The following is a 25,039-nucleotide window of genomic DNA, read 5'->3' on the forward strand; positions in this document are numbered from 1 at the left end:
CCGGAGCCGCCGGCTCCGACGATGACCACGTCGAACTTGCGTTTGGAAATCGAGGCGGCCACGTTCACAGTCTCCACAAAACTTGAATTGCCCAGCCGGCACAGCCGACCAGCCACACGATGGTGAACACCTGCATCAGCAGGCGTGCACCGACGGGCTTCACATAGTCCATCCACACGTCGCGCATGCCGACCCAGGCGTGGTAGGCCAGCGAGACGATGATGGTCAGCGTGAGCACGCGCATCCACTGCGGGTTGAAGATGCCGGCCCACTTGTCGTAGCCGATGATTTCCACGCGGTTGCCGGCAGCGTCCTTGACGTAGGCGGGCAGCAGGTATTGCACCAGCAGCACGACAGTGAAGATCGCCATGAGCACACCGGTGATGCGCTGCGCGAGCCAGTCGCGCAGGCCGTAGTGGGCGCCGACGACGACGCGCTTGGAACCGTAATTTGCTTCAGCCATGTCGCGCCTCAGAAGAAGAACAGCTTGGCACCCAGCGCGATCGTGAGGATCACGCTGACACCGATGGTGAACACGGAGGACTGGCGGCCGAACTCCTTGCTGACGGTGTGCGTCGCGTCCATGTAGAGGTGGCGCAGGCCGGCGATGAAGTGGTGCAGGTACGACCAGATGAGCGCCAGGGCCACGAGCTTGAAGAACCAGCCGGGCAGGAAACCGATGCCGGCCGTGAACACGCTCGTGAAGGTCATGTACGAGATCTCGGACGTGAGGCTGACGTCGAACAGGTACACGATGAAGGGCAGCAGGAAGAACATCAGCATGCCGCTGCCGCGGTGCAGGATCGAGACGATCGCTGCAATGGGGTATTTGTACCCCGTGATGGCGTCCGTCAGACGCATGGTCCCAGGACGTTGTCTTGTCGTTGTCTCTGCCATGACAGCCTTTGTAATCGGATGAAACCCGAAGATTTTATTGCAATGCAACAGCTTCGCTCGGCGGTGTTCGCAATTGACACCACGTCAGTCTCAGCTCAGCTCGTTCCGGTAGTGATGCGATGAAGTGTTGTACAGGCCGCGCCGCAGTTCGACGGGCTTGTCGTCATAGGTGAGTGACAGGCGCTCCACGCTGAGCAGCGGTGTGCCGGCTGCGAGCTGGAGGAGTTCGGCAGCGGCTTCGTCGGCCGCGACCGCACGGATCTTTTCTTCCGCACGGATCATGCGGATGCCCCATTCGGTTTCGAACAGGCGGTACATCGGGCCGCGGTATTCGGTGAGCTTCTCGGCCGTGAGGCCCTTGAACATCTGGCCGGGCAGCCAGATGTCGTCCAGCACCACCGGTGATCCGCGGAACGACAGCACGCGGCGGATCAGCACCACCGTGTCGCCGGATTTCAGGTTGAGCGACTTGGCCACGTCGGCCGGCGCGCGCATGCGCTTGCAGTCGATGAGGCGGCGCTGTGCACCGCCTTCTTCGCCGTCGTCGGGCGCCAGCCGAAGGAAGCGGTACTGCACGTGCTGTTCCGCATGCGTGGCCACGAACGTGCCCTTGCCTTGCCGGCGCACGAGCAGGTTCTCGGTGGACAGTTCGTCGATGGCCTTGCGCACCGTGCCCTGGCTGACCTTGAATCGCGAGGCGAGATCGATCTCGCTCGGAATGGCCTCGCCGGGCTTCCATTCGCCGGCCTGCAGGCTGCGCACGATCAGCGTCTTGATCTGCTGGTACAGCGGGCTGAACGCGGGCGCGTCGAGCTCGGCCGCACGCGACGGCAAGCCGGAATTCGACGGTGGGACGGATGCAGCCATGCAGGGGATTGCAGCACACAAAGACCCTGCCATGGTATCAAAGTTGATTGATGTCTTATGTAAGACATAAGAGTCCTTGACCCGCCCCGGGTTGACCCTTAGACTGCCGCCCAAACTCGCATCCGACTGGCCTACACTTCCGCTCTTGCGTCGTCCGGCCAAGACCGGCTCGCCCACAGGTTTTCTGTCCTACCCATCCCTCTCTCTCGGAGTGTTCCCATGAGCAAGAAACCCGTTCGTGTCGCCGTCACCGGCGCCGCCGGCCAGATCGGCTACGCCCTGCTGTTCCGCATCGCTTCCGGCGAAATGCTGGGCAAGGACCAACCGGTCATCCTGCAACTGCTGGAGATCCCCGACGAGAAGGCCCAGAAGGCGCTCAAGGGCGTGATGATGGAACTCGAAGACTGCGCCTTCCCGCTGCTGGCCGGCATGGAAGCCCACTCCGACCCGATGACCGCCTTCAAGGACACCGACTACGCCCTGCTCGTGGGCGCCCGTCCGCGCGGCCCCGGCATGGAGCGCAAGGACCTGCTCTCCGCCAACGCACAGATCTTCACGGCACAAGGCAAGGCGCTGAACGCCGTGGCCTCGCGCAACGTGAAGGTGCTGGTGGTCGGCAACCCCGCCAACACCAATGCCTACATCGCGATGAAGAGCGCACCGGACCTGCCGCGCAAGAACTTCACCGCCATGCTGCGCCTGGACCACAACCGCGCGCTGAGCCAGATCGCCGCCAAGACCGGCAAGCCGGTGTCGGCCATCGAGAAGCTCACCGTGTGGGGCAACCACTCGCCCACGATGTACGCCGACTACCGCTTCGCCACCATCGAAGGCAAGTCGGTGAAGGACGCCATCAACGACCAGGTGTGGAACAAGGACACGTTCCTGCCCACCGTGGGCAAGCGCGGCGCTGCCATCATCGAGGCTCGCGGCCTGTCGTCGGCCGCATCGGCTGCCAACGCCGCCATCGACCACATGCGCGACTGGGCCCTGGGCTCCAACGGCAAGTGGGTCACCATGGGCATCCCGTCGGACGGCTGGTACAACATTCCGAAGGACACGATGTTCGGCTTCCCGGTCACCACCGAGAACGGCGAGTACAAGGTCGTCGAAGGCCTGTCGATTGATGAGTTCAGCCAGGAGCGCATCAACGTCACGCTGAAGGAACTGCAGGAAGAGCAAGAAGGCGTGAAGCACCTGCTGTGATGGCATGACGGGCATTGACCCGTCATCGCCACCCGAGCGAAAAGCCGGCCCACAATGTGCGCCGGCTTTTTTCATCTTCAGGACCCATCACCATGCCGTCCCCCAAGATTCATCCGCGCCAAGCCCTGTTCGATTCCGACGAAGTGGCGCCGCTGCTGCCCGTGTGCGACCACTACGCCGGCGTGGAGGTGCGCATGCGCAAGAGCCTCGCGCTGCAGGCCGAGAAGGGCCCGGTGTTCGACGTGACGCTGGATTGCGAGGACGGCGCGCCCATCGGCGGCGAGGTGGAGCATGCGCATTTGGTGGCCGAACTCGCCATGTCGGACGCGAACAGGTTCGGCCGCGTCGGCGCGCGCGTGCATCCGGTGGACCACCCCGCCTTCGAGCGCGAACTCGACACGCTCATCGGCCGCGCCGGCTCGCGGCTGGCCTACCTGATGGTGCCCAAGCCGCGCCACTTCGCCGACGTGAAGCGCGCCTGCGACGAGATCGACCACTTCGTGCGCGTGCATCCCGGCGCCCGGCATCTGCCGATCCATTTCCTCATCGAGACGCACGGCGCCTTGCGTGACGTGGACTCGATCGCAGCGCACCCCCGCGTGGAGTCGCTGTCGTTCGGCCTGATGGACTTCGTGTCCGCCCACCGCGGCGCCATCCCCTCGCAGGGCATGAGTGCGAAGGGACAGTTCACCCATCCGCTGGTACTGCGCGCCAAGCTCGAAATTGCCGCAGCCTGCCACGCACACCGCAAGACGCCATCGCACTGCGTGGTCACCGAATTCAGCGACCAGCGCGCCATCCAGGAAGCCGCCACCAAGGCGTCTAGCGAGCTGGGCTACACACGCATGTGGAGCATCCATCCGAACCAGATCGAGCCCATCGTCGATGCCTTCGCGCCAACGGCCGCCGAGGTGGACCTGGCGATGGAGATCATCACCCAGGCCCAGGCGGCGGACTGGGCGCCCATCCGCCACCGCGACACGCTGCACGACCGCGCGAGCTTCCGCTACTTCTGGCATGTGCTCGAACGCGCGCAGCGCACCGGCCAGGCGCTGCCCGCCTCTGTGCGAGAAGCGTTCTTCGAGTGACAGATGTCGCGGCCGGCCCACGAACGGGCCGCGAAAGTGTTTCGAGACTTTGTCGGGACGGCGTTGCAGTCTTTGTCGTTCCTCGTGACAAACCAAGGGTTCCCCCGAATCCGCGATGGAAGCCGGCGTGACTTCGTTCACGCGCCGCGGACCACCACCGAGGCCTGCCTCCTCATTCGACCAGTGCAAGCCCTACGCAACCTGTTTCAAGCGCCAGGCCCCGACGCGAAACACTCGCGGGCACGGTCCTCCTGAAGAGGAGACCTGTTGCCACACCATCGAGGAGCCACTCCCATGAATCGTCAAGTCGTCGGGACCGCCATCGCGGCGGTTGTTCTGTCCCTGTGCGCGTCCGCATCGTTCGCCGCCACCAAGGCCAAGCAAGCCCCCAAGGCCCAGCCGGCCGCCACCGAAGCCGCTGACACCAACACGCCCGTCAGCCAGACCCAGCTGGACATCGCCCAGCGCGTGCACACCGGCGACGTGCAGTGCGAGATGAACCAGCACGTCAACCTGCAACCCATCGACGGCAAGCCCGGTTACTTCAAGCTCGGCTTCAAGAACGTCAACTACATCATGACGCCGGAGGAAACCACCACCGGCGCCGTCCGCCTGGAAGACAAGAAGGCGGGCGTGGTGTGGGTGCAGATCCCATCCAAGTCCATGCTGCTCAACAGCAAGATCGGCCAGCGCATGGTCGATTCCTGCCAGGCTGCCGCACAGCGCACCTGATCCCGGCGTCAAGGCACGCCGACAGGCGTGCAGTCCTTCCTGAAAAGGGGTGACGAACGAAAGTTCGTCACCCCTTTCTCCTTGAGTATGACGAGTTCGGTATGTATACTTCATGCATACCTGAACGGAGTCACGCACCATGGAAGCCACCGTCGCCGAGCGCGGCCAGATCACCCTTCCCAAGGCGGTGCGTGATGCCCTCGGATTGACCAAGGGCACGCTCTTGAAAGTCGAGCTCGACGGCAGCCGCATCATCCTGCGCAAGAACGTCGACGACGCCATCTCCCGCGCCCGCGGCAAGTTCAAGCTCGACGGCTTCGACAATGCCGACGACGCCGTGCGCGTCGCCCGCGGCCGCACGGAGACGAAGTGATCGCAGTCGACTCCTCCGTCATCGTCGAGCTGCTGGCCGATACCGAGCATGCCGACGCGAGCGAAGCCGCGCTGCGCGATGCATTGGCACAGGGCCCTGTCGTCGTGTGCGACGTGGTCGTCTCCGAGATCTGCAGTGTGCTGCGCGACGGCGACCAGGCCATGCAGGCGCTGGAAGACATGGGCATCAGCTACAGCCCCGTCGAGCAGAAGTCGGCCCTGCGCGCCGGCGAGATGCAGCGGCGCTTTCGCACCAAGACGGGCGAGCGCTCGCGCTCTGCACAGGACTTCATCGTCGGGGCCCACGCCTTGCTTCAGTGCAACGCGCTGATCACCCACGACGCCGGCTTCTTCCGCGACTACTTCAAAGGTCTCAAGGTCATCGTCCCCTCGGCGGCCTGAACTGTTCACCAACCCACCCGCGTTTCACAGAAAGCTCACCATGCTCAACGCCTACCGCCAACATGTCGCCGAACGCGCCGCGCTCGGCATCCCGCCGCTGCCCTTGTCTGCCCAGCAAACCGGTGAGCTGATCGAGCTGCTGAAGAACCCGCCGGCCGGTGAAGAAGCCGTGCTCGTCGACCTCATCACCAACCGCGTGCCCGCCGGCGTGGACGATGCCGCCAAGGTCAAGGCGAGCTACCTCGCCGCTGTGGCGCACGGCACCGAGTCCTCGCCGCTGATCAGCCGCACCAAGGCCACGGAACTGCTCGGTACCATGCTGGGCGGCTACAACATCAGCCCGCTGATCGAGCTGCTGGCCGACGCCTCCGTGGGTGCTGTGGCCGCCGAAGGCCTGAAGAAGACGCTGCTGATGTTCGACCAGTTCCACGACGTGAAGGAACTCGCCGACAAGGGCAACGCGAATGCCAAGGCCGTGATCCAGAGCTGGGCCGATGCCGAGTGGTTCACCACCCGCCCCGAAGTGCCGCAAAGCCTCACCGTCACCATCCTCAAGGTGACCGGCGAGACCAACACCGACGACCTGTCGCCCGCACCGGACGCCTGGAGCCGCCCCGACATCCCGCTGCATGCGCTGGCCATGCTCAAGAACACCCGCCCCGGCATCACGCCCGAGGAAGACGGCAAGCGCGGCCCGGTGAAGTTCATCGAATCGCTGCGCGCCAAGGGCAACCTCGTGGCCTACGTGGGCGACGTGGTGGGCACGGGCTCGAGCCGCAAGTCGGCCACCAACTCGGTGCTGTGGTTCACGGGCGAAGACATTCCCTTCATCCCGAACAAGCGCTTCGGCGGCGTGTGCCTGGGCGCCAAGATCGCCCCGATCTTCTACAACACCATGGAAGACGCCGGCGCCCTGCCCATCGAGCTGGACGTGAGCAAGATGGACATGGGCGACGTGGTCGAGCTGCGCCCCTATGAAGGCAAGGCGCTGAAGAACGGCGAGGTCATCGCCGAGTTCAAGGTCAAGAGCGACGTGCTGTTCGACGAAGTGCGCGCCGGCGGCCGCATTCCGCTGATCATCGGCCGCGGCCTCACCGCCAAGGCGCGCGAAGCGCTGGGCCTGCCGCCCTCCACCCTCTTTCGCCTGCCGCAGAACCCGGCCGACACCAAGAAGGGCTTCAGCCTCGCGCAGAAGATGGTCGGCCGCGCCTGCGGCCTGCCCGCCGGCCAGGGCGTTCGCCCCGGCACGTACTGCGAGCCGCGCATGACCTCGGTGGGTTCGCAAGACACCACCGGCCCGATGACGCGCGACGAGCTGAAGGACCTGGCCTGCCTGGGCTTCTCGGCCGACCTCGTGATGCAGTCCTTCTGCCACACCGCCGCCTACCCGAAGCCCGTGGACGTGAAGATGCACCACGAGCTGCCCGAGTTCATCAGCACCCGCGGCGGCATCGCACTGCGCCCGGGCGACGGCGTGATCCACAGCTGGCTCAACCGCTTCCTGCTGCCCGACACCGTGGGCACGGGTGGCGACAGCCACACCCGCTTCCCGATCGGCATCAGCTTCCCGGCAGGCTCGGGCCTGGTGGCCTTCGCCGCGGCGACCGGCGTGATGCCGCTGGACATGCCCGAGAGCGTGCTGGTGCGCTTCAAGGGCAAGATGCAGCCCGGCGTCACGCTGCGTGATCTGGTGAACGCGATTCCGCTGTACGCGATCAAGTCGGGCCTGCTGACGGTCGAGAAGAAGGGCAAGAAGAACATCTTCTCCGGCCGCATCCTCGAGATCGAAGGCCTGCCCGAGCTGAAGGTGGAGCAGGCCTTCGAGCTGAGCGACGCTTCGGCCGAGCGCTCGGCTGCCGGCTGCACGGTGCACCTGAACAAGGAACCGATCATCGAGTACATCAACAGCAACATCACGCTGATGAAGTGGATGATCGCCAACGGCTACTCGGATGCCCGCACGCTGCAACGCCGCATCGCCGCGCAGGAAGCCTGGCTGAAGGATCCGCAGCTGCTCAAGGGTGATGCCGACGCGGAGTACGCCGCGGTCATCGACATCGACCTGGCCGAGATCACCGAGCCCATCGTGGCCTGCCCGAACGACCCCGACGACGTGAAGACGCTGTCGGACGTGGCCGGCGCCAAGATCGACGAGGTGTTCATCGGTTCGTGCATGACCAACATCGGCCACTTCCGCGCAGCGTCCAAGCTGCTCGAAGGCAAGCGCGACATCCCGGTGAAGCTGTGGGTGGCACCGCCCACCAAGATGGACCAGAAGCAGCTGACCGAAGAAGGCCACTACGGCGTGCTGGGCACGGCCGGCGCCCGCATGGAAATGCCGGGCTGCTCGCTGTGCATGGGCAACCAGGCGCAGGTGAAGGAAGGCGCGACGGTGTTCTCCACCTCGACCCGCAACTTCCCGAACCGCCTGGGCAAGAACAGCAACGTCTACCTCGGCTCCGCCGAACTGGCCGCGATCTGCTCGCGCCTGGGCCGCATCCCGACGAAGGATGAGTACCTGGCGGACATCGGCGTCATCAACAAGGATGGCGACAAGATCTACAAGTACATGAACTTCGACCAGATCAAGGACTTCGCCAGCGTGGCGGCGACCGTGACGGCTTGATGGCTGTTGCGTGATCTGATGGGGGGCGCCGGGATGGCGCCCCTTTTGCTTTGTGCTTGTGCCTCAGTCGGGTTGTGGCAAAGGCGCGGGTGGGTGGGGCGTGCTGCTCCGTTCATGTCCCCCGGACCGGGCTTCGCCCGGCCCTCCTCCTTTACTTCACTACGCAGCACGCCCCACCCACCCGCACCTTTGCAAAGTGGCATCGGGCCGTTTCGTCGAGCAAACCCCACGCCACTTGAGCGGGAGGCGGCATGGGCCAGAACGATGCGATAGCACCCCCACCACCCTGAATCCCCGAAGCCCTGCCCCAGGGGCTTTCTGGTACAACGTTCTGGCACAAACACGCCGCACGACAGCGGCGGGTCGATGCAGGGGGCCTTCAAGATGAAGTCGCGGTTGCCGGCTGATCCGAGCCGACGCCAACGTCTGCGGGTGCTGTGGCTCGTCGCCGGACTGTGGACGGCGCTTGTCATCGCCTGCGCGGCACTGGTGGCCGCCGACCGCGTGCGCGAACACCGCGCTCAAATCCTGCAGACCAGCACCGTGCGCCTGTCTGGGGTGCGCGACGCACTGAACCTCACCTTCCGCCAGCTCGCCGCCTTGCCCAGGAACCTGGCCAGCCGGCCCAGCGTGCTGGAGTTCCTCACCCGCCACAAGGTGCCCGACACCAGCGCCATGTCCGAGGCGGAGCGCAACCGCGTCCGCGATGCACAGCTCGCCGACCCTGCCGTCCAGCAGATGAACGCGCTGCTCGACCGCACCGTGGAGGACTTCGGCCTGCAGCTCGTGATCCTCATCGATGCCAACGGCACCACCTTGGCCAATGGCATCGCCGACAAGCGCGGCCTGCCCAGCTCCGTCGGCAGCAGCCTCAAGACCCGTGAGTACTTCGAAGGCGCAATGAAGGACGGCAGTTCATCGCAGTTCCTGCTGGGCCGCTCCAGCCGCGTCCCGGGGTTCTACTTCGCGCACCGCATCGATCTGGACCACAAGACCATCGGCGTGGCAGTCATCAAGCAGGACACCGAGTCGCTCAACCGCCTGCTGTCCGACAGCGAAAGCAGCCTGGTCCTCGTCACCGATGCCTATGGCGTGGTGGTGCTGGGCAACCGTGCCAACCTGCTGCTGCAGCGCATGCCCGACGCTTCCGTCCAGACGCCCAAGGACTGGCAGTCGATCTACCAGCGCGTGCCCGACACGCTGCGCTGGACGATCGCCAGCACACGCATCGGCAACCAGGAGGCGATGACCGCGGAGTGGCGCAACATCCGCCACCTGGCCATCGCCGCGCCGCTGGGCGACCGGCCCTTCAAGGTGTGGATCTTCAGCCCGCTGGATACCGAAGTCGGTGTCATCACCAACGCGCTGGGCATCGCCGCAGGCATCTGGCTGCTGGGCTGTGTGTTCATCTGGCTGGGGTGGCGGCGCGTGGAGCTGGTCAACACCGCCTTGCAGGCGCGGCGCGAGCTGCTGGACATGGCCAATGCCCTGCCGCTCACCGTCTTTCGCTACCACCAGCCGCCTTCAGGCCCGGGCCGCTTCTCGTTCATCGGCCGTGGCGTGCGCGAGCTGTTCGGCGTGGAGAAGACCACGCTGGAAAACGACCCCGTCCTGCCCTGGCGCCTGGCCATGCATCAAAGCGCGCCGCCCACGCAGCCCACCGAGTTCCCCGTCCGGCAGGACGACCGCACCGTCTGGGTGCTGGCGCACAGCACGCCGTTTCCGCAAGGCGATGGCGGCATGGTCTACAACGGCTACTGGCTGGACATCTCCGCCCGGCGCGAGGCGGAACTGCGCTTCGCCGCCCTGTTCGAGCATGCGCCCACCGGCTACCTCTTCTTCGACCGCAAGCGTGGCGTCACGCACTGCAACCCGGCCAGCCTGAGCCTGTTCGGCATCAGCGACCCCAAGGGCATGCTCGGACGCCATGTGTGGTTCGCCGGCCTGTCGCCGCCCATGCAGCCCGATGGCCAGCCCAGCCGCACCAAGGCGCTGGCCCAGATGGAACAGCACATGAAGTCGCACCAGCGGGTGCAGAACACCGAGTGGCGCTTCAGGCGCATCGACGGATCCACCTTCGATGCAGACGTGACCATCGTCGCCCTGGACTGGGAAGGCGAGCCGCAGTTCTGCGCGGTGGTGCGCGACATCACCGCGCACAAGCAGTCCGAGGAGGCGATGCAGCAGGCACGCGCCACCGCCGAGGCCGCCAGCCAGACCAAGTCGACCTTCCTGGCCAACATGTCGCACGAGCTGCGCACGCCGATGAACGCGATCATCGGAATGACGCACCTCGCCCTGGAAGACGGCCTGCCGCCGCGCCAGCGCGACTTCGTGGAGAAGGCGCACGATTCGGCGCGCAACCTGCTGCAGATCCTCAACGACATCCTGGACGTGTCCAAGATCGAAGCCGGCCACATGGACATCGAGCAGGTGGAGTTCGACCTGGAGGCGGTGGTGGGCGAGATGGCCGACGTGCTGGGCCTGAAGGCCGACGAGAAAGGCCTGCAGCTGCTGTTCAGCGCCGGCCCCGGCCTGCCCACGCGCCTCGTGGGCGATCCGACGCGGCTGCGGCAGGTGCTGGTGAACCTGGGCAGCAACGCGATCAAGTTCACCGATTCCGGCGAGGTGCTGGTGCGCCTGGAGCTCTCCGATGACGACGCCCAGGGCCTGGAGCTGCACTGCTTCGTGCGCGACACCGGCATGGGCCTGAGCACCGAACAGCTGTCGCGCCTGTTCCAGCCCTTCATGCAGGCCGACAGCTCCACCACCCGGCGCTATGGCGGCACCGGCCTGGGCCTGGTGATCTGCCGGCAATTGGTGGAAAAGATGGGCGGGCGGCTGTGGGTGGACAGCGAGCCGGGCCGGGGCAGCACTTTCCACTTCACGGCCCGATTCGGTCGCAGCGAAACGCTGGGCGAGGTGCAGGGCCTGCTGGCGAAGATGCTGGAGAGCCAGGGGCAGCCGGTGCTCGCGCAGCGCACCGGCAACCGGGCATCGGCGCCGCGCCAGCGCGCCGCCATGCCGGTGGTCTCGGAGAAGATCAAGCAGCGCCTGGCCGGCGCGCGCATCCTGCTGGTGGAAGACCATCCGCTGAACCAGGAGCTGGCGGCCGAACTGCTGCGGCGTGCGTCGATGGAGGTGGTGCTGGCGGAGAACGGCAAGGACGCACTCACGAAGCTGGCCACCGAAGGCCCTTTCGACGGCGTGCTGATGGACTGCCAGATGCCGGTGATGGACGGCTACACCGCCACCCGGCGGCTGCGTGCCGATCCGGCCCACACCAAACTGCCGGTCATCGCCATGACGGCCAGCGCCTTGTCGGAAGACCGCGACCGTGCACTGGCCAGCGGCATGAACGCGCACATCGCCAAGCCGCTGAACGTGGCGCAGATGCTGGCGACCATGGCCGAGTGGATCAGCTCGCGGCGCACCGTACCCAGCACGGTCGAAGCCGGCCCCGCCACCGACTGGGCGCCCCTGCCCTCCGAAGGCCCCATCGACACAGAGGATGGCCTTGCCCGCTGCATGGGCAAGGCACACCTGTACCGGCGCATCCTCACGGGCTTCCGGGATGCGAACCATGACTACACCTCGCAGGTGGCCCGCGCCTATGCCGATGGCCACTGGGACGATGCCGTGCGGCGCACGCACGACCTCAAGGGGCTGGCCGGCACCATCGGGGCGCATGGCCTGCACAACTCCTCGCAGGCCCTGCAGGCGGCGCTGGCCAGCCGCGACCGGCTGGCGGTGAGCGACCTGCTGCCCAGGGTCAAGGCCGACCTGGCCTCGGTGCTGAGCGAGATCGCGCGCCTCGTGCCCAATGAATGAACCTGTCGTTGCACTGGCACATTCGCTTCACACAATAATCATCCCGCTGTCATCGACCACCCCATTTCAAAAGGTCCGCGCCCATGCCTAACAACCTCTCCAAGCACGCCTTCGCGACCACGCTCAAGACCTTCTCCACCGCCTCCGGGCGCGAGGGGCAGCTCTTTTCCCTGCCGGAACTGGCCAAGACCTACCCGAACGTATCGCGGTTGCCGGTGTCCATCCGCATCGTGCTGGAAAGCGTGCTGCGCAACTGCGACGGCAAGAAGGTGACCTCCGAGCACGTGGCCGAGCTGGCCCACTGGAAGCCCAAGGCGGCGCGCACCGATGAGATTCCCTTCGTCGTCGCACGCGTGGTGCTGCAGGACTTCACCGGCGTGCCCCTGCTGGCCGACCTGGGCGCCATGCGCAACGTGGCCGCGGAGATGAAGAAGGATCCCAAGACCATCGAGCCGCTGGTGCCCGTGGACCTGGTGGTGGACCACTCGGTCATGGTCGACTACTACGGCACCAAGAACGCGCTGGACCTGAACATGAAGCTGGAATTCCAGCGCAACCAGGAGCGCTACGAGTTCATGAAGTGGGGCATGCAGGCCTTCGACACCTTTGGCGTCGTGCCTCCGGGCTTCGGCATCGTGCACCAGGTGAACCTCGAATACCTGGCGCGCGGCGTGCACAAGACCGAGGACAAGGTGTACTACCCCGACACGCTGGTGGGCACCGACAGCCACACCACGATGATCAACGGCATCGGCGTGGTGGGCTGGGGCGTGGGCGGCATCGAGGCCGAGGCCGGCATGCTGGGCCAGCCGGTGTACTTCCTCACGCCCGACGTGGTGGGCTTCGAGCTGAGCGGGCGCCTGCGCGAAGGCGTGACGGCCACCGACCTGGTGCTCACCGTCACCGAGATCCTGCGCAAGGAAAAGGTGGTGGGCAAGTTCGTCGAGTTCTTCGGCGAAGGCACGCAGAGCCTGGCGCTGCCCGACCGCGCCACCATCGCCAACATGGCGCCCGAATATGGCGCGACCATGGGCTTCTTCCCGGTGGACGAGAAGACCATCGAGTACTTCAAGGGCACAGGCCGCACCGCCACGGAGATCGAGGCCTTCGAAGCCTACTTCCGCGCGCAGGGCCTGTTCGGCGTTCCGCGCGCCGGCGACATCGACTACACGCAGGTGGTCAAGCTCGACCTGGGCACGGTGGCACCCAGCCTGGCCGGCCCCAAGCGCCCGCAGGACCGCATCGAGATCGGCAACGTGAAGTCGCAGTTCACCAGCCTGTTCTCCAAGTCGGTGGCTGACAACGGCTTCAACCAGCCGGCGGACAAGCTGGCGCAGCCCTTCACCACCAGCGACGGCATCGAGATCAAGAACGGCGACGTGCTGATCGCGGCCATCACCTCCTGCACCAACACCTCCAACCCGGGCGTGCTGCTGGCGGCGGGCCTGCTCGCGAAGAAGGCGGTGGAGGCCGGGCTCACGGTCAAGAAGCACATCAAGACCTCGCTCGCCCCGGGGTCGCGCATCGTCACCGACTATCTGGAGAAGGCCGGGCTGTTGCCCTACCTGGAGAAGCTGGGCTTCACAGTGGCGGCCTATGGCTGCACGACCTGCATCGGCAACGCGGGCGACCTCACGACGGGGATCAACGAAGCCATTGTCAAGAACGACCTGGTGTGCGCGGCGGTGCTCTCGGGCAACCGCAACTTCGAGGCACGCATCCATCCGAACCTGAAGGCCAACTTCCTCGCCAGCCCGCCGCTGGTGGTGGCCTATGCCATTGCCGGCAACGTCACGCGCGACCTGATGACCGAGCCGGTGGGCAAGGGCAAGGGCGGCCGCGACATCTACCTGGGCGACATCTGGCCGAACAGCGACGAGATCTACGCGCTGATGAAGTACGCGATGAACCCCAAGACCTTCAAGGCCAACTACGAGAAGGTGGACAGCGACCCCGGCAAGCTGTGGAAGAAGATCAACGGCGTGAACGGCAACGTCTACACGTGGCCGTCATCCACCTACATCGCCCGGCCGCCGTTCTTCGAGGGCTTCACCATGGAGCCGCCGGTGCACGAGGTGGGCGTGAAGGGCGCGCGGGCGATGGCGCTGTTCGGCGACTCCATCACCACCGACCACATCTCGCCGGCCGGCTCCATCAAGGAAGCATCGCCCGCGGGCCAGTGGCTGAAAGAACACGGCGTGATGAAGGCCGACTTCAACTCCTACGGCTCGCGCCGCGGCCACCACGAGGTGATGATGCGCGGCACCTTCGCCAACGTACGCATCAAGAACCTGATGATCCCGCCCGGTGCCGACGGCAGCCGGGAGGAAGGCGGTGTGACGCTGTACCAGCCCGGTGGCGACAAGATGTTCATCTACGACGCCGCGATGAAGTACATCGCCGCGGGCGTGCCCACGGTGATCTTCGGCGGCGAGGAGTACGGCACCGGCTCCTCGCGCGACTGGGCGGCCAAGGGCACCCAGCTGCTGGGGGTGAAGGCCGTGGTGGCGCGCAGCTTCGAGCGCATCCACCGCAGCAACCTGGTGGGCATGGGCGTGCTGCCGCTGCAGTTCAAGGGCAGCGACAGCTGGCAATCGCTGGGCATCAAGGGCGACGAAGTGTTCGACATCGAACTCGATGCGCACATCAAGCCGCAGCAGGATGCAACCTTGGTCATCACCTCGGCGGACGGCTCGCAGAAGCGGGTGACGCTGACGCTGCGGATCGACACGCCGATCGAGGTGGACTACTACAAGCACGGCGGCATCCTGCCGTTCGTGCTGCGCCAGTTGATGGCCGCCTGATCGATCAGTCCACCGGATGGGCCTTGAAGGTGTCGGCAGTGAAGCCCACCGTCACCGTCCCGTCCGGCCACTCCACCACCGGCCGCTTGATGAGGCTGGAGTGCGCCAGCATCGCCTCGCGCGCCGAGGCGGAGTCGGTCACCTTGGACTTCTCGGCGTCGTCGAGCTTGCGCCAGGTGGTGCCCTGGCGGTTGAGCAAGGTCTCCCAGCTCACCTTCTTGAGCCATTGGTCCATGTGGTCCGCCGGCACACCATGCTTCTTGAAGTCGTGGAAACGGTGCTCGATGCCCCGGTCTTCCAGCCAGGCGCGGGCGCGCTTGACGCTGTCGCAGTTGGGGATGCCGTAGAGGGTGGGAGGGCTGCTCATTTCGCGCTGATGCTGGTCTGGTAGTCGTCACACAAGGGGTCCGGGCCGTAGCCGGTGTCGACCACCTGGCCCGTACCGTCCAGCCCGACCTGGAACCACTTGCAGAATGGCCCTTCGTACCGGTAGGACCACAGGATTCTGCTCTGGTGTGGAAGCGGTTTCGCTTCGGATGGGTGACCGAGTGTGAACAGCAGGTCTTCGCGCGAGGTGCCCAGGCGCAGGGCATCGAAGCGGGGTTCGGTCAGCACCTGCTCCCATTTCAGCAGCCGGCCCTGGGTGTCGAAGTCGAGCATGTAGGTGTGCTTGCCGTAGGGGCCGCGGGCGTATTCGACCCGCTCGCCGCCGCCGCGCGGATAGCGCGCAGTCGGTTTGCCGAGGGAGGCGGTCACCTCGTCGATCGACGCGCCGCTGCGCAGGCCCTGCGGGCCATAGGCGGTGGTGCAGGCCGCGAGCGACACGGTGGCCATTGCGGCCATTGCGATCAGCAGGGTGGACACGCTTCGGGGGTTTGCGCGAGGTGTCATGGGGACCGCCTTTCCTAGAATGCCCAACGCCTTTGGCCACAGCCGCCTCGAATCATGCTCTCCCCCGACGCCTACCTCAGCGCCCACGAAGAGGGCATCCACGTCATCGACACGGGCTTTCACCGGCCCCGGTTCGATGCGGCTTACCTGGTGGTCGAGCGCGGCCGCGCTGCCTTCATCGACACCGGCACCAACCATTCGGTTCCGCGGCTGCTGGGCGCGCTGTCCGCGCTGGGCCTGGGCGTGGATGCGGTGGACTACGTCATCGCCACCCACGTGCACCTGGACCATGCGGGCGGCGTCGGCCTGCTGATGCAATCGCTGCCGAACGCGAGGCTGGTGGTGCATCCGCGTGGTGCACGGCACCTCATCGACCCGGCCGCACTGATGGCCGGGGCACTCGCGGTCTACGGGCAGGAAGAGCTGGACCGCTCCTACGGCCAGGTCGTGGGTGTGGACGAGTCGCGCGTCATCAGCACACACGACGGCTTCGCGCTGGACTTCGCCGGCCGTGCGCTCTTGTTCATCGACACGCCGGGCCATGCCCGCCACCACCACTGCATCTGGGACGCGCGCAGCCGCGGCTTCTTCACCGGCGACACCTTCGGGCTGTCCTACCGCGAGTTCGACACGGACGCCGGCGCGTTCATCATCCCCACCACCACCCCGGTGCAGTTCGAGCCGGATCCGCTGAAGGCATCGGTCGAGCGCATGCTCTCGTTCGACCCCGCCTGGATGTACCTCACGCACTACGGCCCGGTGGACGGCGTGCCGGCACTCGGCCGCCAGTTCCTGTCCACGCTGGATGCCATGGTGGCGCTGGGCCACGCCGCAGCGGGGCAAGCCGACCGTGACGCGAGCCTGCGCCACGGACTGTCCACGCTGTACCTGGACCGCGTCCGTGCCCATGGCGTGACGCTGCCCGACGCGCAGGTACAGGAACTGCTGGCACTGGACGTCGAACTCAACGCGCAAGGCATGGCGATCTGGCTCGACCGCCTCGCCCGCGACGCCGTCAAGGAGGCCTCATGAGCGAAGCCAACGCCCTGCCTGCACGGACCGGCGGCTGCCTGTGCGGCCACGTGGGCTACGTCTCGTCGAAGATCGCGCGACGAGGCTTCTGCAACCACTGCGGCACGCCGCTGTGCTACGCCGCCACCGCACGCGCGGGCAACTTCGCCTCGCGGATCGGCAGGTGCACCAGCGCCGCGCCCAGGGCCAGCACGATGTCGGCGTACCACATCCAGTTGTAGCTGCCCGTCCATTCGAAGGACTTGCCGCCCAGCCAGGCACCGAAGAAGCCGCCGATCTGGTGCGACACCATCACGATGCCGAACAGCGTGCCCATGTTCGCCGGGCCGAACAGCTTGGCGACGAGGCCCGCCGTGGGCGGCACGGTGGAGAGGAAGGTCAGCCCGATGAAGGCAGCGAAGACCAGCATCACCGCCGGCGTCTTGGGCGCGAGCACGAACACCAGCACGCCCAGCGCACGCGAAGCGTAGACGAGTGACAGCAGGGACTTCATGCGCCAGCGGCTCACGGCCCAGCCCATGCTGAAGCTGCCCACGATGTTGAACAGGCCGATCATCGACAGCGACCACGGCCCGAGGTTGGCAGGCAGCTGGCAGGCTGCCACCACGCCCGGCAGGTGCGTGGCGATGAAGGCCACGTGGAAGCCGCAGACGAAGAAGCCGGCGCAGAGGTAGCGATAGCTCGGCGTGGCCAGCGCACGGCGGACCACGGTGCCGGTGCTTTCCACGACAGCGCCTGCGCCTGCCGCCGCATTCGACGAGCCACGCAGGACCCAGGCCGCCGGCAAGGCCAGCAGCGACAAGGCCGCCAAGGTCTGCAGCGAGGCCACCCACCCTGCCGCCTGCGTGACGGCACCAGCGATCGGCGCGAACACGAACTGCCCGAACGACCCGCCCGCGTTGACGATACCCGTGGCCATGCCGCGCTTGTCGACCGGCACCAGCCGCGTGGTCGCCGCCATGAGCACCGACGGCCCCGCCATGCCCGCGCCGCCCGCAGCGAGCACGCCGATGGCGAGGATCAGCCCGAGCGTGGTGTGCATGTACGGCACGAGCGCCGTGCCCAGGCCCACCAGCAGCACGCCAAGCACCAGCACGCGGCCGGCACCGATGCGGTCGGCCACCATGCCGGCGATCGGCTGCGTGAGGCCCCACCACAACTGCCCGAACGCGAAGGCCAGGCTGATGCTCGCGATGCCCAACCCGGTGTTGGTGTTGAGCGTGCCGACGAACAGGCCCATCGACTGGCGCGCACCCATGGTCAGGGCGAAGGTGCCGGCCGCGGCGAGCAGCACCCAGAACAAGGTGGGCACGCTTCGCTGCGCGGGGGTGGAAAACGCGGGCACGCTGCTCATCACAACTCCTCTTCGTCATCGGCCGCGTCGAGCACGGCCATGCAGTCATCGATCAATTGGTGAAGCGCCACGATGCGCTCGTCGCCCAGCCTGGCGTTCAAGGCGAGCTGCGCCTGCTTCCAGGCCCGCTGCGCTTCGGCGCGCTTGTCGCGCCCGGCCTGGGTCGCCTCGACGAGCCGGCTGCGTGCATCCTCGCCGGGCCCTTGCGTGACCCACCCTTGCGCGACCAGCGGCTGCAGGTTGCGCGTCAGGGTGGAGGCGTCGACCCGCATGCGGGCTGCCAGCTCCGACGGCTTGAGAGGTCCGAGCAGCACGACGTGCGACAGCAGCGAGTACTGCGTGTTCTTCAGGCCCGTCGGCGCGACGTAGGCGTCGTAGTGGCGCGTGACCGCGCGGCTGAGCTGGCGCAGCTTCAGGTTGGTGCAGCCCTTGGGGACGGCTGCCACCGTGTCGGTGGCGGTCTTTTGACGCATGCGAAAGATTGTATCTACAATCATTGCATATGCAACCTTTAGGAAACCCCATGAGCACGCAGGCCAATCCCGCTGACGACACCCTCGCCCAATGGCAGGCCGCCGATGCACTGATGCGCGAGCGGTTGAAGCACGTGGGCGTCGGCAGGCCGGAGCAGTTCGCCGGCAAGACCGGCATGCAGATCTTCGAGGCCCTGCTGGCTGGCGAGATTCCCGCTCCGCCCATCAGCCAGGCGCTGGATTTCATCCTTGTGGAGGCGCAGCCTGGCCGCGTGCAATTCCAGGGCCGGCCGCAGTTCGCGCACTACAACCCGCTGGGCACCGTGCACGGCGGATGGATCGCCACCCTGCTGGACTCGGCCCTGGCTTGCGCCGTGCACACGCTGCTGCCCGTGGGCAAGACCTACACCACGCTGGAGCTCAAGGTGAACTACGTGAAGGCACTGACCGAGCGCGTGCCGCTGGTGCGTGCGGTGGGCGAAATCATCTACAGCGGTGGGCGCATCGGCACCGCGCAGGGCAAGCTGGTCGGTGCCGATGGCACACTGTTCGCCCACGCCACGACCACCTGCATCATCCTGGATGCCAAATAGCCGATGAGACTTCTCCACACCATGCTGCGCGTCGGCGACATGCAGCGCTCCATCCGCTTCTACACCGAGGTGATGGGCATGCAACTGCTGCGCACCACCGAACGGCCCGAGCAGCAGTACGACCTCGCCTTCCTCGGCTACGGCCGCAACCCGGAGCATGCTGAGATCGAGCTGACCTACAACTACGGCGTGGAAAAGTACGAGCTGGGCACGGCCTACGGGCACATCGCCATCGGCGTGCCTGACGTCGCGGCCACGTGTGCCGCGGTGCGCGACAAGGCCCAGGCGCTCGGCGGCGCGATCACGCGCGAGCCCGGCCCCGTGAAGGGCGGCAGCACGGTGATCGCATTCATCACCGATCCGGACGGCTACAAGATCGAGCTGATCGAACAGCGACTGTCGGCGTAGCGACAATCACTCATTCGAACCGCACAAAGACAACAGGGGCGCCCAATGGCGCCCCTGTGTCATTTCTCAAACTCCCGACCCACGTGCCCGAAGTCCACCGGACAGGCCGCATTCTCAGGGTCAACTCAAAGCCTTGCACCCCTCATGTGCGGGAAGCGCAACGCTCGTGGTGTGCATAGATCACGCACGCCGCAGATCAAATGTTTCGCGGGCCAGCTGGGTGATTCGCTTCCAGTCCTTGCCCTCCACCGCATCGGCCGGCGTGAGCCAGGAACCGCCGCAGACCTTCACGTTGGGCAACGCGAGGAACTGCGGCGCCGTCTCCAGCGTGATGCCGCCGGTCGGGCAGAACACCACGTCGTGGAAAGGCCCGGCCAGCGCCTTGAGCATGGGGATGCCGCCGGCCGCGATCGCGGGGAAGAACTTGAGGAAGTAGTAGCCGTCGATGTTGGCCTGCATCACCTCGCTGCCGGTGGACACGCCCGGCAGCAGGGGCAGCCCGATGTTGTGGCAGGCGATGCCCACGTCGTGCACGTAGCCCGGGCTGACGGCGAACTGACAGCCGGCGTCCTTGGCGGCTTGCGCATCAGCGACGTTGCGCACGGTGCCGGCACCGACGATGGCACCCGGCACCTTGCGGGCGATCTCTTCCATGGCCCGCAGCGCGACGGGCGTGCGCAGCGTCACTTCGAGCACCTTCACGCCGCCGTCCACCAGCGCCTGCGCGAGCGGCACGGCGTCTTCGAGGCGCTGGATGACGATGACCGGGATGACCGGGCCGAAGGTGGCAAGTTCAAGCGTGTTCATGAGGTCGTCGATTCCTTGATGTCGTTCAAAGCCAGGTCACTGCGCCTTCTTCGGCGGTGAGCACATTGCGCCGCATGCCGCCGAAGAGTTCGCGGCCCAGGCCATGGGCGTTGATCTCGCGCTGCTCGGCGCTGAGCGTGGCCACTTCGCGCCTGGCCCACTCGGCGGCGTCGACCAGCGCATCCAGCGTGCCGGTGACGGCATCCAGGCGGATCACGTCGCCCGTGCGCACCTTGCCCAGCGGTCCGCCCGCCAGCACCTCGGGGCTCACGTGGATGGCCGCCGGCACCTTGCCCGATGCACCACTCATGCGGCCATCGGTGACAAGCGCCACCTTGAAGCCCTTGCCCTGCAGCACCGCCAGCGGCGGCGTGAGCTTGTGCAGCTCAGGCATGCCGTCGGCACGCGGTCCCTGGAAGCGAACCACGGCAACGAGGTCGCGTTCCAGCTCGCCGGCCTTGAAGGCTGCAAGCAGTTGCTCCTGCGTCTCGAACACGATGGCCGGGGCTTCGATGACGTGACGATCTTCCGGCACCGCGGAGACCTTGATCACCGAGCGGCCGAGGTTGCCGGTCAGCAGCTTGAGGCCACCGCTGTCGCTGAAGGGCGCGTCCGCCGGACGCACCACGGACTCGTCGCCGCTCCTGGCCGGCAGGTTGGCCCAGGCGACGCCCTGCCCTTGGGCATGCGGCACACGTGCATAGGCCGAGATGCCCGACTCGGCCACGGCGGCCACGTCCTCGTGCATCACGCCCGACTTCAGCAGCTCGCGGATCACGAAGCCCGGGCCGCCCGCGGCCTGGAACTGGTTCACGTCGGCGCTGCCGTTGGGGTACACGCGCGCCAGCAGCGGCGTGACGTGCGAGAGCTCGGAGAAGTCCGTCCAGTCGATGAGGATGCCCGCCGCACGCGCCACCGCCACCCAGTGGATGAGGTGGTTGGTCGAGCCGCCGGTGGCCAGCAGCGCGACCATCGCGTTGACGATGACCTTTTCGTCCACCAGCTTGCCGATGGGCGTGAAGCGCTGGCCCTTGGTGATGGACAGCACGGTTCGCACCGCCTCGCGCGTGAGCGCATCGCGCAAGCCGTCGTGAGGGTGCACGAAGGCCGCGCCCGGCACGTGCAGGCCCATGGCTTCGAGCAGCATCTGATTGCTGTTGGCCGTGCCATAGAAGGTGCAGGTGCCCGGGCCGTGATAGGCCGCTGACTCGGCTTCCAGCAGCTTGTCGCGGCCCACCAGGCCTTGCGCGAACTGCTCGCGCACCTTGGCCTTGTCGTTGTTGGACAGGCCGCTGCTCATGGGACCGGCCGGCACGAACACGCACGGCAGGTGACCGAAATGCAGGGCGCCGATCAGGAGGCCCGGCACGATCTTGTCGCAGATGCCCAGCAGCAGCGCCGCATCGAACACGTCGTGCGTGAGCCCGATGGCCGTGCTCATGGCGATGGTGTCGCGCGAGAAGAGGCTCATCTCCATGCCCGGCAGGCCTTGCGTCACGCCGTCGCACATGGCGGGCGTGCCGCCGGCCACTTGCGCGGTGGCGCCCAGCTTGTGGGCTTCTTCGCGGATGAGTGCCGGGTAGCCCTCGTAGGGCTGGTGGGCCGACAGCATGTCGTTGTAGGCCGTGACGATGCCGATGTTGGGTGCACGCTCGGCCACGATGCGCAGCTTGTCGTTGGCTGGCAGGGCCGCGAAGGCGTGGGCCACGTTGGCGCAGCCCATGCGGTCGCTGCCACGGGGCCGGTTGATGCCTTGCTCGACGCGGGCCAGGTAGGCCTCGCGGGTCTTGGCGCTTCGATCACGGATGCGCCGGGTGACGTCGGTGACGGTGGATTTCATGGGATTCTTGGATGAAGGTCGATGTAACTCGATGGCCGATTGTGAAGTAACTTGATTACATCGTCAAAACTTTGTGCCGGCTCCCGGCAGCCATTCCGAGTGCCCGTTGAGCAATCGCCAGCGGCCCTTCAGCGGCTGGCGCGGGAAGGCATCGCCGAAGTCGACCTGGGCGATGTCGATGGACAGGTCCGCATCGAGTGTGCGGAATGCGCCCAGGTCGGTGCGGGTGCGTGAAGCCAGTGACACCGACGGCGCTTCGGCGATGTCGCGCCATGCCAGCCACGCGCCGTCGATGCGGCCGGTCAGCTGCGGCGGCGTGCGTCCGCGATCGGCCTCGATGCTGCCGCTGAGCGTGCTGGTGCCCAGCAGGAGCTTGTCCAGGTCGAGACGCCAATGGAGGTCGTCGGCGGTGAAACTGCCGGCCGCCCGGAAGGCCGCCCGCGGGATGAGGCGGACGTCCATCACTTGCGCCATGTCGGCCAGCGAAGTGCCTTCGGCCTCGAAGCGCGCCTTCAGCCCGCGCAGGCCCAGCGCATCCACCGCGCTGCCTTGCACCGTGGCGTGGGTGTCGCCGATGCTCGCGTTCAGCAGCAGCGGCACCCGCTCGCCGGCCGGGTCGCGGTTCACCCAGGCCAGCGGCGCCGCCGTCTGCAGCACGATGCCCACCGGCTGCTTGTGCCACTGGCCATGGGCATTGCAGGCCAGGCCACCGGAGAGGGTCGCCGCACTGGCCGATGCTGCCGAAGGCATGGCATCCGCCGATGCGTCCGATGTCTTGCATTCGACAACCAGGCGCAGGTCAGCCACCGCATCACGCCAGCGCAGGCTGCCGTTGCGGACCTTCAGTTCATCGAAAAGCGGCAGTTGCAGGCCGTGCTCATCGGCACCGGTGCCGACCTGCCACGAGGCACGTCCATCGGCCAGGCGCTCGATGTCCGCCTCCAGCTCGTCGGCCTCCAGCATGCGGATGCGCAAGGGCTCGCCGCGCCAGGCGTTCCACAGGTCGCTGTAGTGGAAGGACACCACCGCATCGCTCGCGCGGATCATGTGCTGCGTCTTGCTCCAGGCCGGCGGGCCGATCACCAGTTGGGGCGCCTCCACCCTCACCCGCCCCAGCACGCGCACCACCACCGAAGCGGGGGTCTGGCCGTCGATGGCGAAGCTCACGCGTCGATGCAGCGAGCCGGACAGCCAGCGCTGCATGGGCTCGGCCAGGAAGGGCCAGCCCAGCACTTCCAGGCACACCACCACCACGGCCAGCACGGCCGCAAGACTTCCCAGCACCGCCGGCCAGCGGCGGTAGCGGGGGACGATCGCAAGGATGGCGGTGCTCAAGGCTGACTCGCGGCGGTCTCGTCAAGGTGCAGTCTGACATGTTGGGCGCCGTGGGGCGAGCGCGACATCGGCCATGGCCTCCTGGTGCTGTGGGCATGCTCCTACCGGCAAGGAATCCCGGGGGCGGATAGAGTTGGCGCTCATGACATCGCATCCTGCGAATCATCCCCGTCATCCTGCCAACCAACTGGCCAAGGTCCGCGCCGAATGGGGTGGCGCACGCGAGCTGTGGATCTTCGGCTACGCCTCGCTCATCTGGCGGCCGGAGTTCGATGCGGTGGAGCAGCGGCCGGCCACCGTCTACGGCTATCACCGCGCGCTCGAGATGCGCTCCACCATCAACCGCGGCACGCCCGAATGCTCCGGGCTGGTGTTCGCACTGGTGTCCGGAGGCTCATGCCGGGGCATGGCCTACCGCATGGACCCTGAGCGGGCCAACGACGAGCTGGACCGACTGTGGGACCGCGAGATGCCCACCGGCGTCTACGACCCGAAATGGCTGCCCTGCCGCACGCCGCAAGGCACGGTGCAGGCGCTGGCCTTCACGCTCAGCCGCAAGAGCCCGAGCCACGTCGGTCCGCTGCCTGACGACACGCTGATTGACATCTTTCGCAACGCCTGCGGCAAGTACGGCACGACGCTGGACTACCTGCTGGGCACGGCCGCATCCCTGCGCGGATGCGGCATCGTGGACCGAGAGATCGAGCGCCTGGTGGCGCTGGCGCGGGAGCACGCGCTGGCGGCGTGACCGCTCAGCGAGAGACGTCAGCGAGAGGCGTCAGCGAGAGGCAGTCAACGAGAGACCGGCGAGGCCGACTGCGGATCGGCGTGGGATTGCCGCACGCGTTCGAGGTCGGCTTCGGTGTCCACGTCGATGAGCACGCCCGGGTCGCTCACCTCCACGCCGTGGGCGGGGTAACGGGCCACCAGGCGTCGTGCGCCCTCGTCCCCCGAGAGGGTTGCCAGTTCTGAGTAGAGCTCGGCCGCGAAGCCCACCGGATGTCCGCGCCGGCCGCGATGCTGCGCATACGCCACCGGATGATGTTCAAGCGCCGATGCCACTGCGAGGATGCTGGCTGGCTGCACCATGGGCATGTCGCCCGGCAGCACGAGCCAGCCGGTCGCATCGGGTCGCGACGCCACGCCCGTGGCAATCGAGAAGCCCATGCCCAGTGGCCGCGTGCCGTCGCTTCCCACGGCGGGCAGGATGACCACGTCGCGCGACGCCACATACCGGCGCGCCGTGTCCGCGAGCGCGTCGGTGGTCACCACCACCACCGGCAGATGGCTCGCGATGGCGTGGCGAAGCGTGGTGCCCAGCACGGTCGACGCTCCCAGCTTCTGGGTGAGCTTGTGACCGGGTGCGCCGAAACGGGAACCCGTTCCAGCTGCCAGCACGATCACCGCAGGCCGCGATTTCATCGTCCCTCCAAGTACTGCTTGTCCACTGTTTCACATGCGCTTCGCGCGAACCCCGCACC

The 25,039-nt window shown here is 66.8% G+C and carries 23 protein-coding genes; 12 read left to right on the forward strand and 11 right to left on the reverse strand.

All coding sequences use genetic code 11. The features are described from left to right. Positions 1-64: 64 nt before the first annotated feature. The 3 genes from sdhD to DZC73_RS01025 all read right to left on the reverse strand — a co-directional run bounded on the left by sdhD (position 65) and on the right by DZC73_RS01025 (position 1,764). The gene (gene sdhD, locus DZC73_RS01015; protein WP_124538340.1) at positions 65-463 is read right to left on the reverse strand and encodes a succinate dehydrogenase, hydrophobic membrane anchor protein; all 399 of its coding nucleotides are present in this window, start codon (positions 461-463) and stop codon (positions 65-67) included. Between the two features lie 8 nt (positions 464-471). Next, positions 472-897 (reverse strand): succinate dehydrogenase, cytochrome b556 subunit, encoded by a 426-nt coding sequence (sdhC, locus tag DZC73_RS01020; protein WP_124538341.1) that lies wholly within the window; start codon positions 895-897, stop codon positions 472-474. A 90-nt stretch (positions 898-987) separates the two neighbouring features. Further along, positions 988-1,764: a GntR family transcriptional regulator gene (locus DZC73_RS01025; RefSeq protein ID WP_124538342.1), complete on the reverse strand. Its 777-nt coding sequence runs from the start codon at positions 1,762-1,764 to the stop codon at positions 988-990. A gap of 219 nt (positions 1,765-1,983) precedes the next feature. Between DZC73_RS01025 and DZC73_RS01030 the strand changes: the two genes are divergently transcribed. The 8 genes from DZC73_RS01030 to acnA all read left to right on the forward strand — a co-directional run bounded on the left by DZC73_RS01030 (position 1,984) and on the right by acnA (position 14,825). Next, a complete protein-coding gene (locus DZC73_RS01030; protein WP_124538343.1) occupies positions 1,984-2,970 on the forward strand; it encodes a malate dehydrogenase in 987 nt (328 codons plus the stop codon). A gap of 92 nt (positions 2,971-3,062) precedes the next feature. Next, positions 3,063-4,058 carry an HpcH/HpaI aldolase/citrate lyase family protein gene (locus tag DZC73_RS01035; protein ID WP_124538344.1) on the forward strand — a complete coding sequence of 332 codons (996 nt, stop codon included), beginning with the start codon at positions 3,063-3,065 and terminating at the stop codon, positions 4,056-4,058. Between the two features lie 294 nt (positions 4,059-4,352). Then, positions 4,353-4,790 (forward strand): hypothetical protein, encoded by a 438-nt coding sequence (locus DZC73_RS01040; RefSeq protein WP_124538345.1) that lies wholly within the window; start codon positions 4,353-4,355, stop codon positions 4,788-4,790. A gap of 139 nt (positions 4,791-4,929) precedes the next feature. Further along, positions 4,930-5,163, forward strand: coding sequence for an AbrB/MazE/SpoVT family DNA-binding domain-containing protein (locus tag DZC73_RS01045; RefSeq protein ID WP_124538346.1), 234 nt, complete (start codon positions 4,930-4,932; stop codon positions 5,161-5,163). Then, entirely contained in the window at positions 5,160-5,564 is a 405-nt protein-coding gene (locus tag DZC73_RS01050; RefSeq protein WP_124538347.1) for a type II toxin-antitoxin system VapC family toxin, read from the forward strand. Before DZC73_RS01045 ends, DZC73_RS01050 begins: the two co-directional genes overlap by 4 nt. A 40-nt stretch (positions 5,565-5,604) precedes the next feature. Then, positions 5,605-8,190 (forward strand): bifunctional aconitate hydratase 2/2-methylisocitrate dehydratase, encoded by a 2,586-nt coding sequence (gene acnB / locus DZC73_RS01055; RefSeq protein WP_124538348.1) that lies wholly within the window; start codon positions 5,605-5,607, stop codon positions 8,188-8,190. A 384-nt stretch (positions 8,191-8,574) separates the two neighbouring features. Next, complete coding sequence (locus tag DZC73_RS01060) at positions 8,575-12,021, forward strand: ATP-binding protein (protein ID WP_124538349.1); 3,447 nt, start codon at positions 8,575-8,577, stop codon at positions 12,019-12,021. 83 nt (positions 12,022-12,104) lie between these two features. After that, a complete protein-coding gene (gene acnA / locus DZC73_RS01065; protein ID WP_124538350.1) occupies positions 12,105-14,825 on the forward strand; it encodes an aconitate hydratase AcnA in 2,721 nt (906 codons plus the stop codon). Positions 14,826-14,829: 4 nt separating this feature from the next. Here acnA and DZC73_RS01070 read toward each other — a convergent pair whose 3' ends face one another. Together DZC73_RS01070 and DZC73_RS01075 are read right to left on the reverse strand one after the other, a co-directional pair. Further along, positions 14,830-15,192 carry an ArsC family reductase gene (locus tag DZC73_RS01070; RefSeq protein WP_124538351.1) on the reverse strand — a complete coding sequence of 121 codons (363 nt, stop codon included), beginning with the start codon at positions 15,190-15,192 and terminating at the stop codon, positions 14,830-14,832. Further along, positions 15,189-15,689, reverse strand: a complete 501-nt coding sequence (locus DZC73_RS01075) for a hypothetical protein (RefSeq protein ID WP_124538352.1) — start codon at positions 15,687-15,689, stop codon at positions 15,189-15,191. The genes DZC73_RS01070 and DZC73_RS01075 overlap by 4 nt, the downstream gene beginning before the upstream one ends. An 81-nt stretch (positions 15,690-15,770) precedes the next feature. On the opposite strand from DZC73_RS01075, the gene DZC73_RS01080 reads away from it, so the two are divergent. Then, positions 15,771-16,748, forward strand: a complete 978-nt coding sequence (locus DZC73_RS01080; RefSeq protein WP_124538353.1) for an MBL fold metallo-hydrolase — start codon at positions 15,771-15,773, stop codon at positions 16,746-16,748. 115 nt (positions 16,749-16,863) lie between these two features. Here DZC73_RS01080 and DZC73_RS01085 read toward each other — a convergent pair whose 3' ends face one another. Next, positions 16,864-18,102: an MFS transporter gene (locus DZC73_RS01085; protein WP_124538354.1), complete on the reverse strand. Its 1,239-nt coding sequence runs from the start codon at positions 18,100-18,102 to the stop codon at positions 16,864-16,866. After that, on the reverse strand, positions 18,102-18,575 hold the full coding sequence (locus tag DZC73_RS01090) for a MarR family winged helix-turn-helix transcriptional regulator (RefSeq protein ID WP_124538355.1): 474 nt from the start codon (positions 18,573-18,575) through the stop codon (positions 18,102-18,104). Before DZC73_RS01090 ends, DZC73_RS01085 begins: the two co-directional genes overlap by 1 nt. A gap of 50 nt (positions 18,576-18,625) precedes the next feature. Here DZC73_RS01090 and DZC73_RS01095 point away from each other — a divergent pair, with 50 nt between their 5' ends. Continuing rightward, entirely contained in the window at positions 18,626-19,168 is a 543-nt protein-coding gene (locus DZC73_RS01095; RefSeq protein ID WP_124538356.1) for a PaaI family thioesterase, read from the forward strand. A 3-nt stretch (positions 19,169-19,171) separates the two neighbouring features. Beyond that, positions 19,172-19,576, forward strand: coding sequence for a lactoylglutathione lyase (gene gloA / locus DZC73_RS01100; RefSeq protein WP_124538357.1), 405 nt, complete (start codon positions 19,172-19,174; stop codon positions 19,574-19,576). 180 nt (positions 19,577-19,756) lie between these two features. On the opposite strand, the gene eda is transcribed toward gloA, so the two are convergent. The 3 genes from eda to DZC73_RS01115 form a co-directional block, all read right to left on the reverse strand. Beyond that, complete coding sequence (eda, locus tag DZC73_RS01105) at positions 19,757-20,383, reverse strand: bifunctional 4-hydroxy-2-oxoglutarate aldolase/2-dehydro-3-deoxy-phosphogluconate aldolase (protein WP_124538358.1); 627 nt, start codon at positions 20,381-20,383, stop codon at positions 19,757-19,759. Between the two features lie 25 nt (positions 20,384-20,408). Then, positions 20,409-22,223 (reverse strand): phosphogluconate dehydratase, encoded by a 1,815-nt coding sequence (gene edd / locus DZC73_RS01110; RefSeq protein WP_124538359.1) that lies wholly within the window; start codon positions 22,221-22,223, stop codon positions 20,409-20,411. Between the two features lie 63 nt (positions 22,224-22,286). Continuing rightward, positions 22,287-23,558 carry an AsmA family protein gene (locus tag DZC73_RS01115; protein WP_124538360.1) on the reverse strand — a complete coding sequence of 424 codons (1,272 nt, stop codon included), beginning with the start codon at positions 23,556-23,558 and terminating at the stop codon, positions 22,287-22,289. A gap of 142 nt (positions 23,559-23,700) precedes the next feature. On the opposite strand from DZC73_RS01115, the gene DZC73_RS01120 reads away from it, so the two are divergent. Continuing rightward, a complete protein-coding gene (locus DZC73_RS01120; protein WP_124538361.1) occupies positions 23,701-24,306 on the forward strand; it encodes a gamma-glutamylcyclotransferase in 606 nt (201 codons plus the stop codon). Positions 24,307-24,350: 44 nt separating this feature from the next. Here the strand turns inward: DZC73_RS01120 and DZC73_RS01125 are convergent, their stop codons facing one another. Further along, entirely contained in the window at positions 24,351-24,980 is a 630-nt protein-coding gene (locus tag DZC73_RS01125; RefSeq protein ID WP_124538362.1) for a nucleotidyltransferase family protein, read from the reverse strand. Positions 24,981-25,039 lie beyond the last annotated feature (59 nt).

The organism is Rhizobacter terrae, assembly GCF_003852895.1.
In the GTDB taxonomy this organism is placed as follows: Bacteria; Pseudomonadota; Gammaproteobacteria; order Burkholderiales; family Burkholderiaceae_C; genus Albitalea; species Albitalea terrae.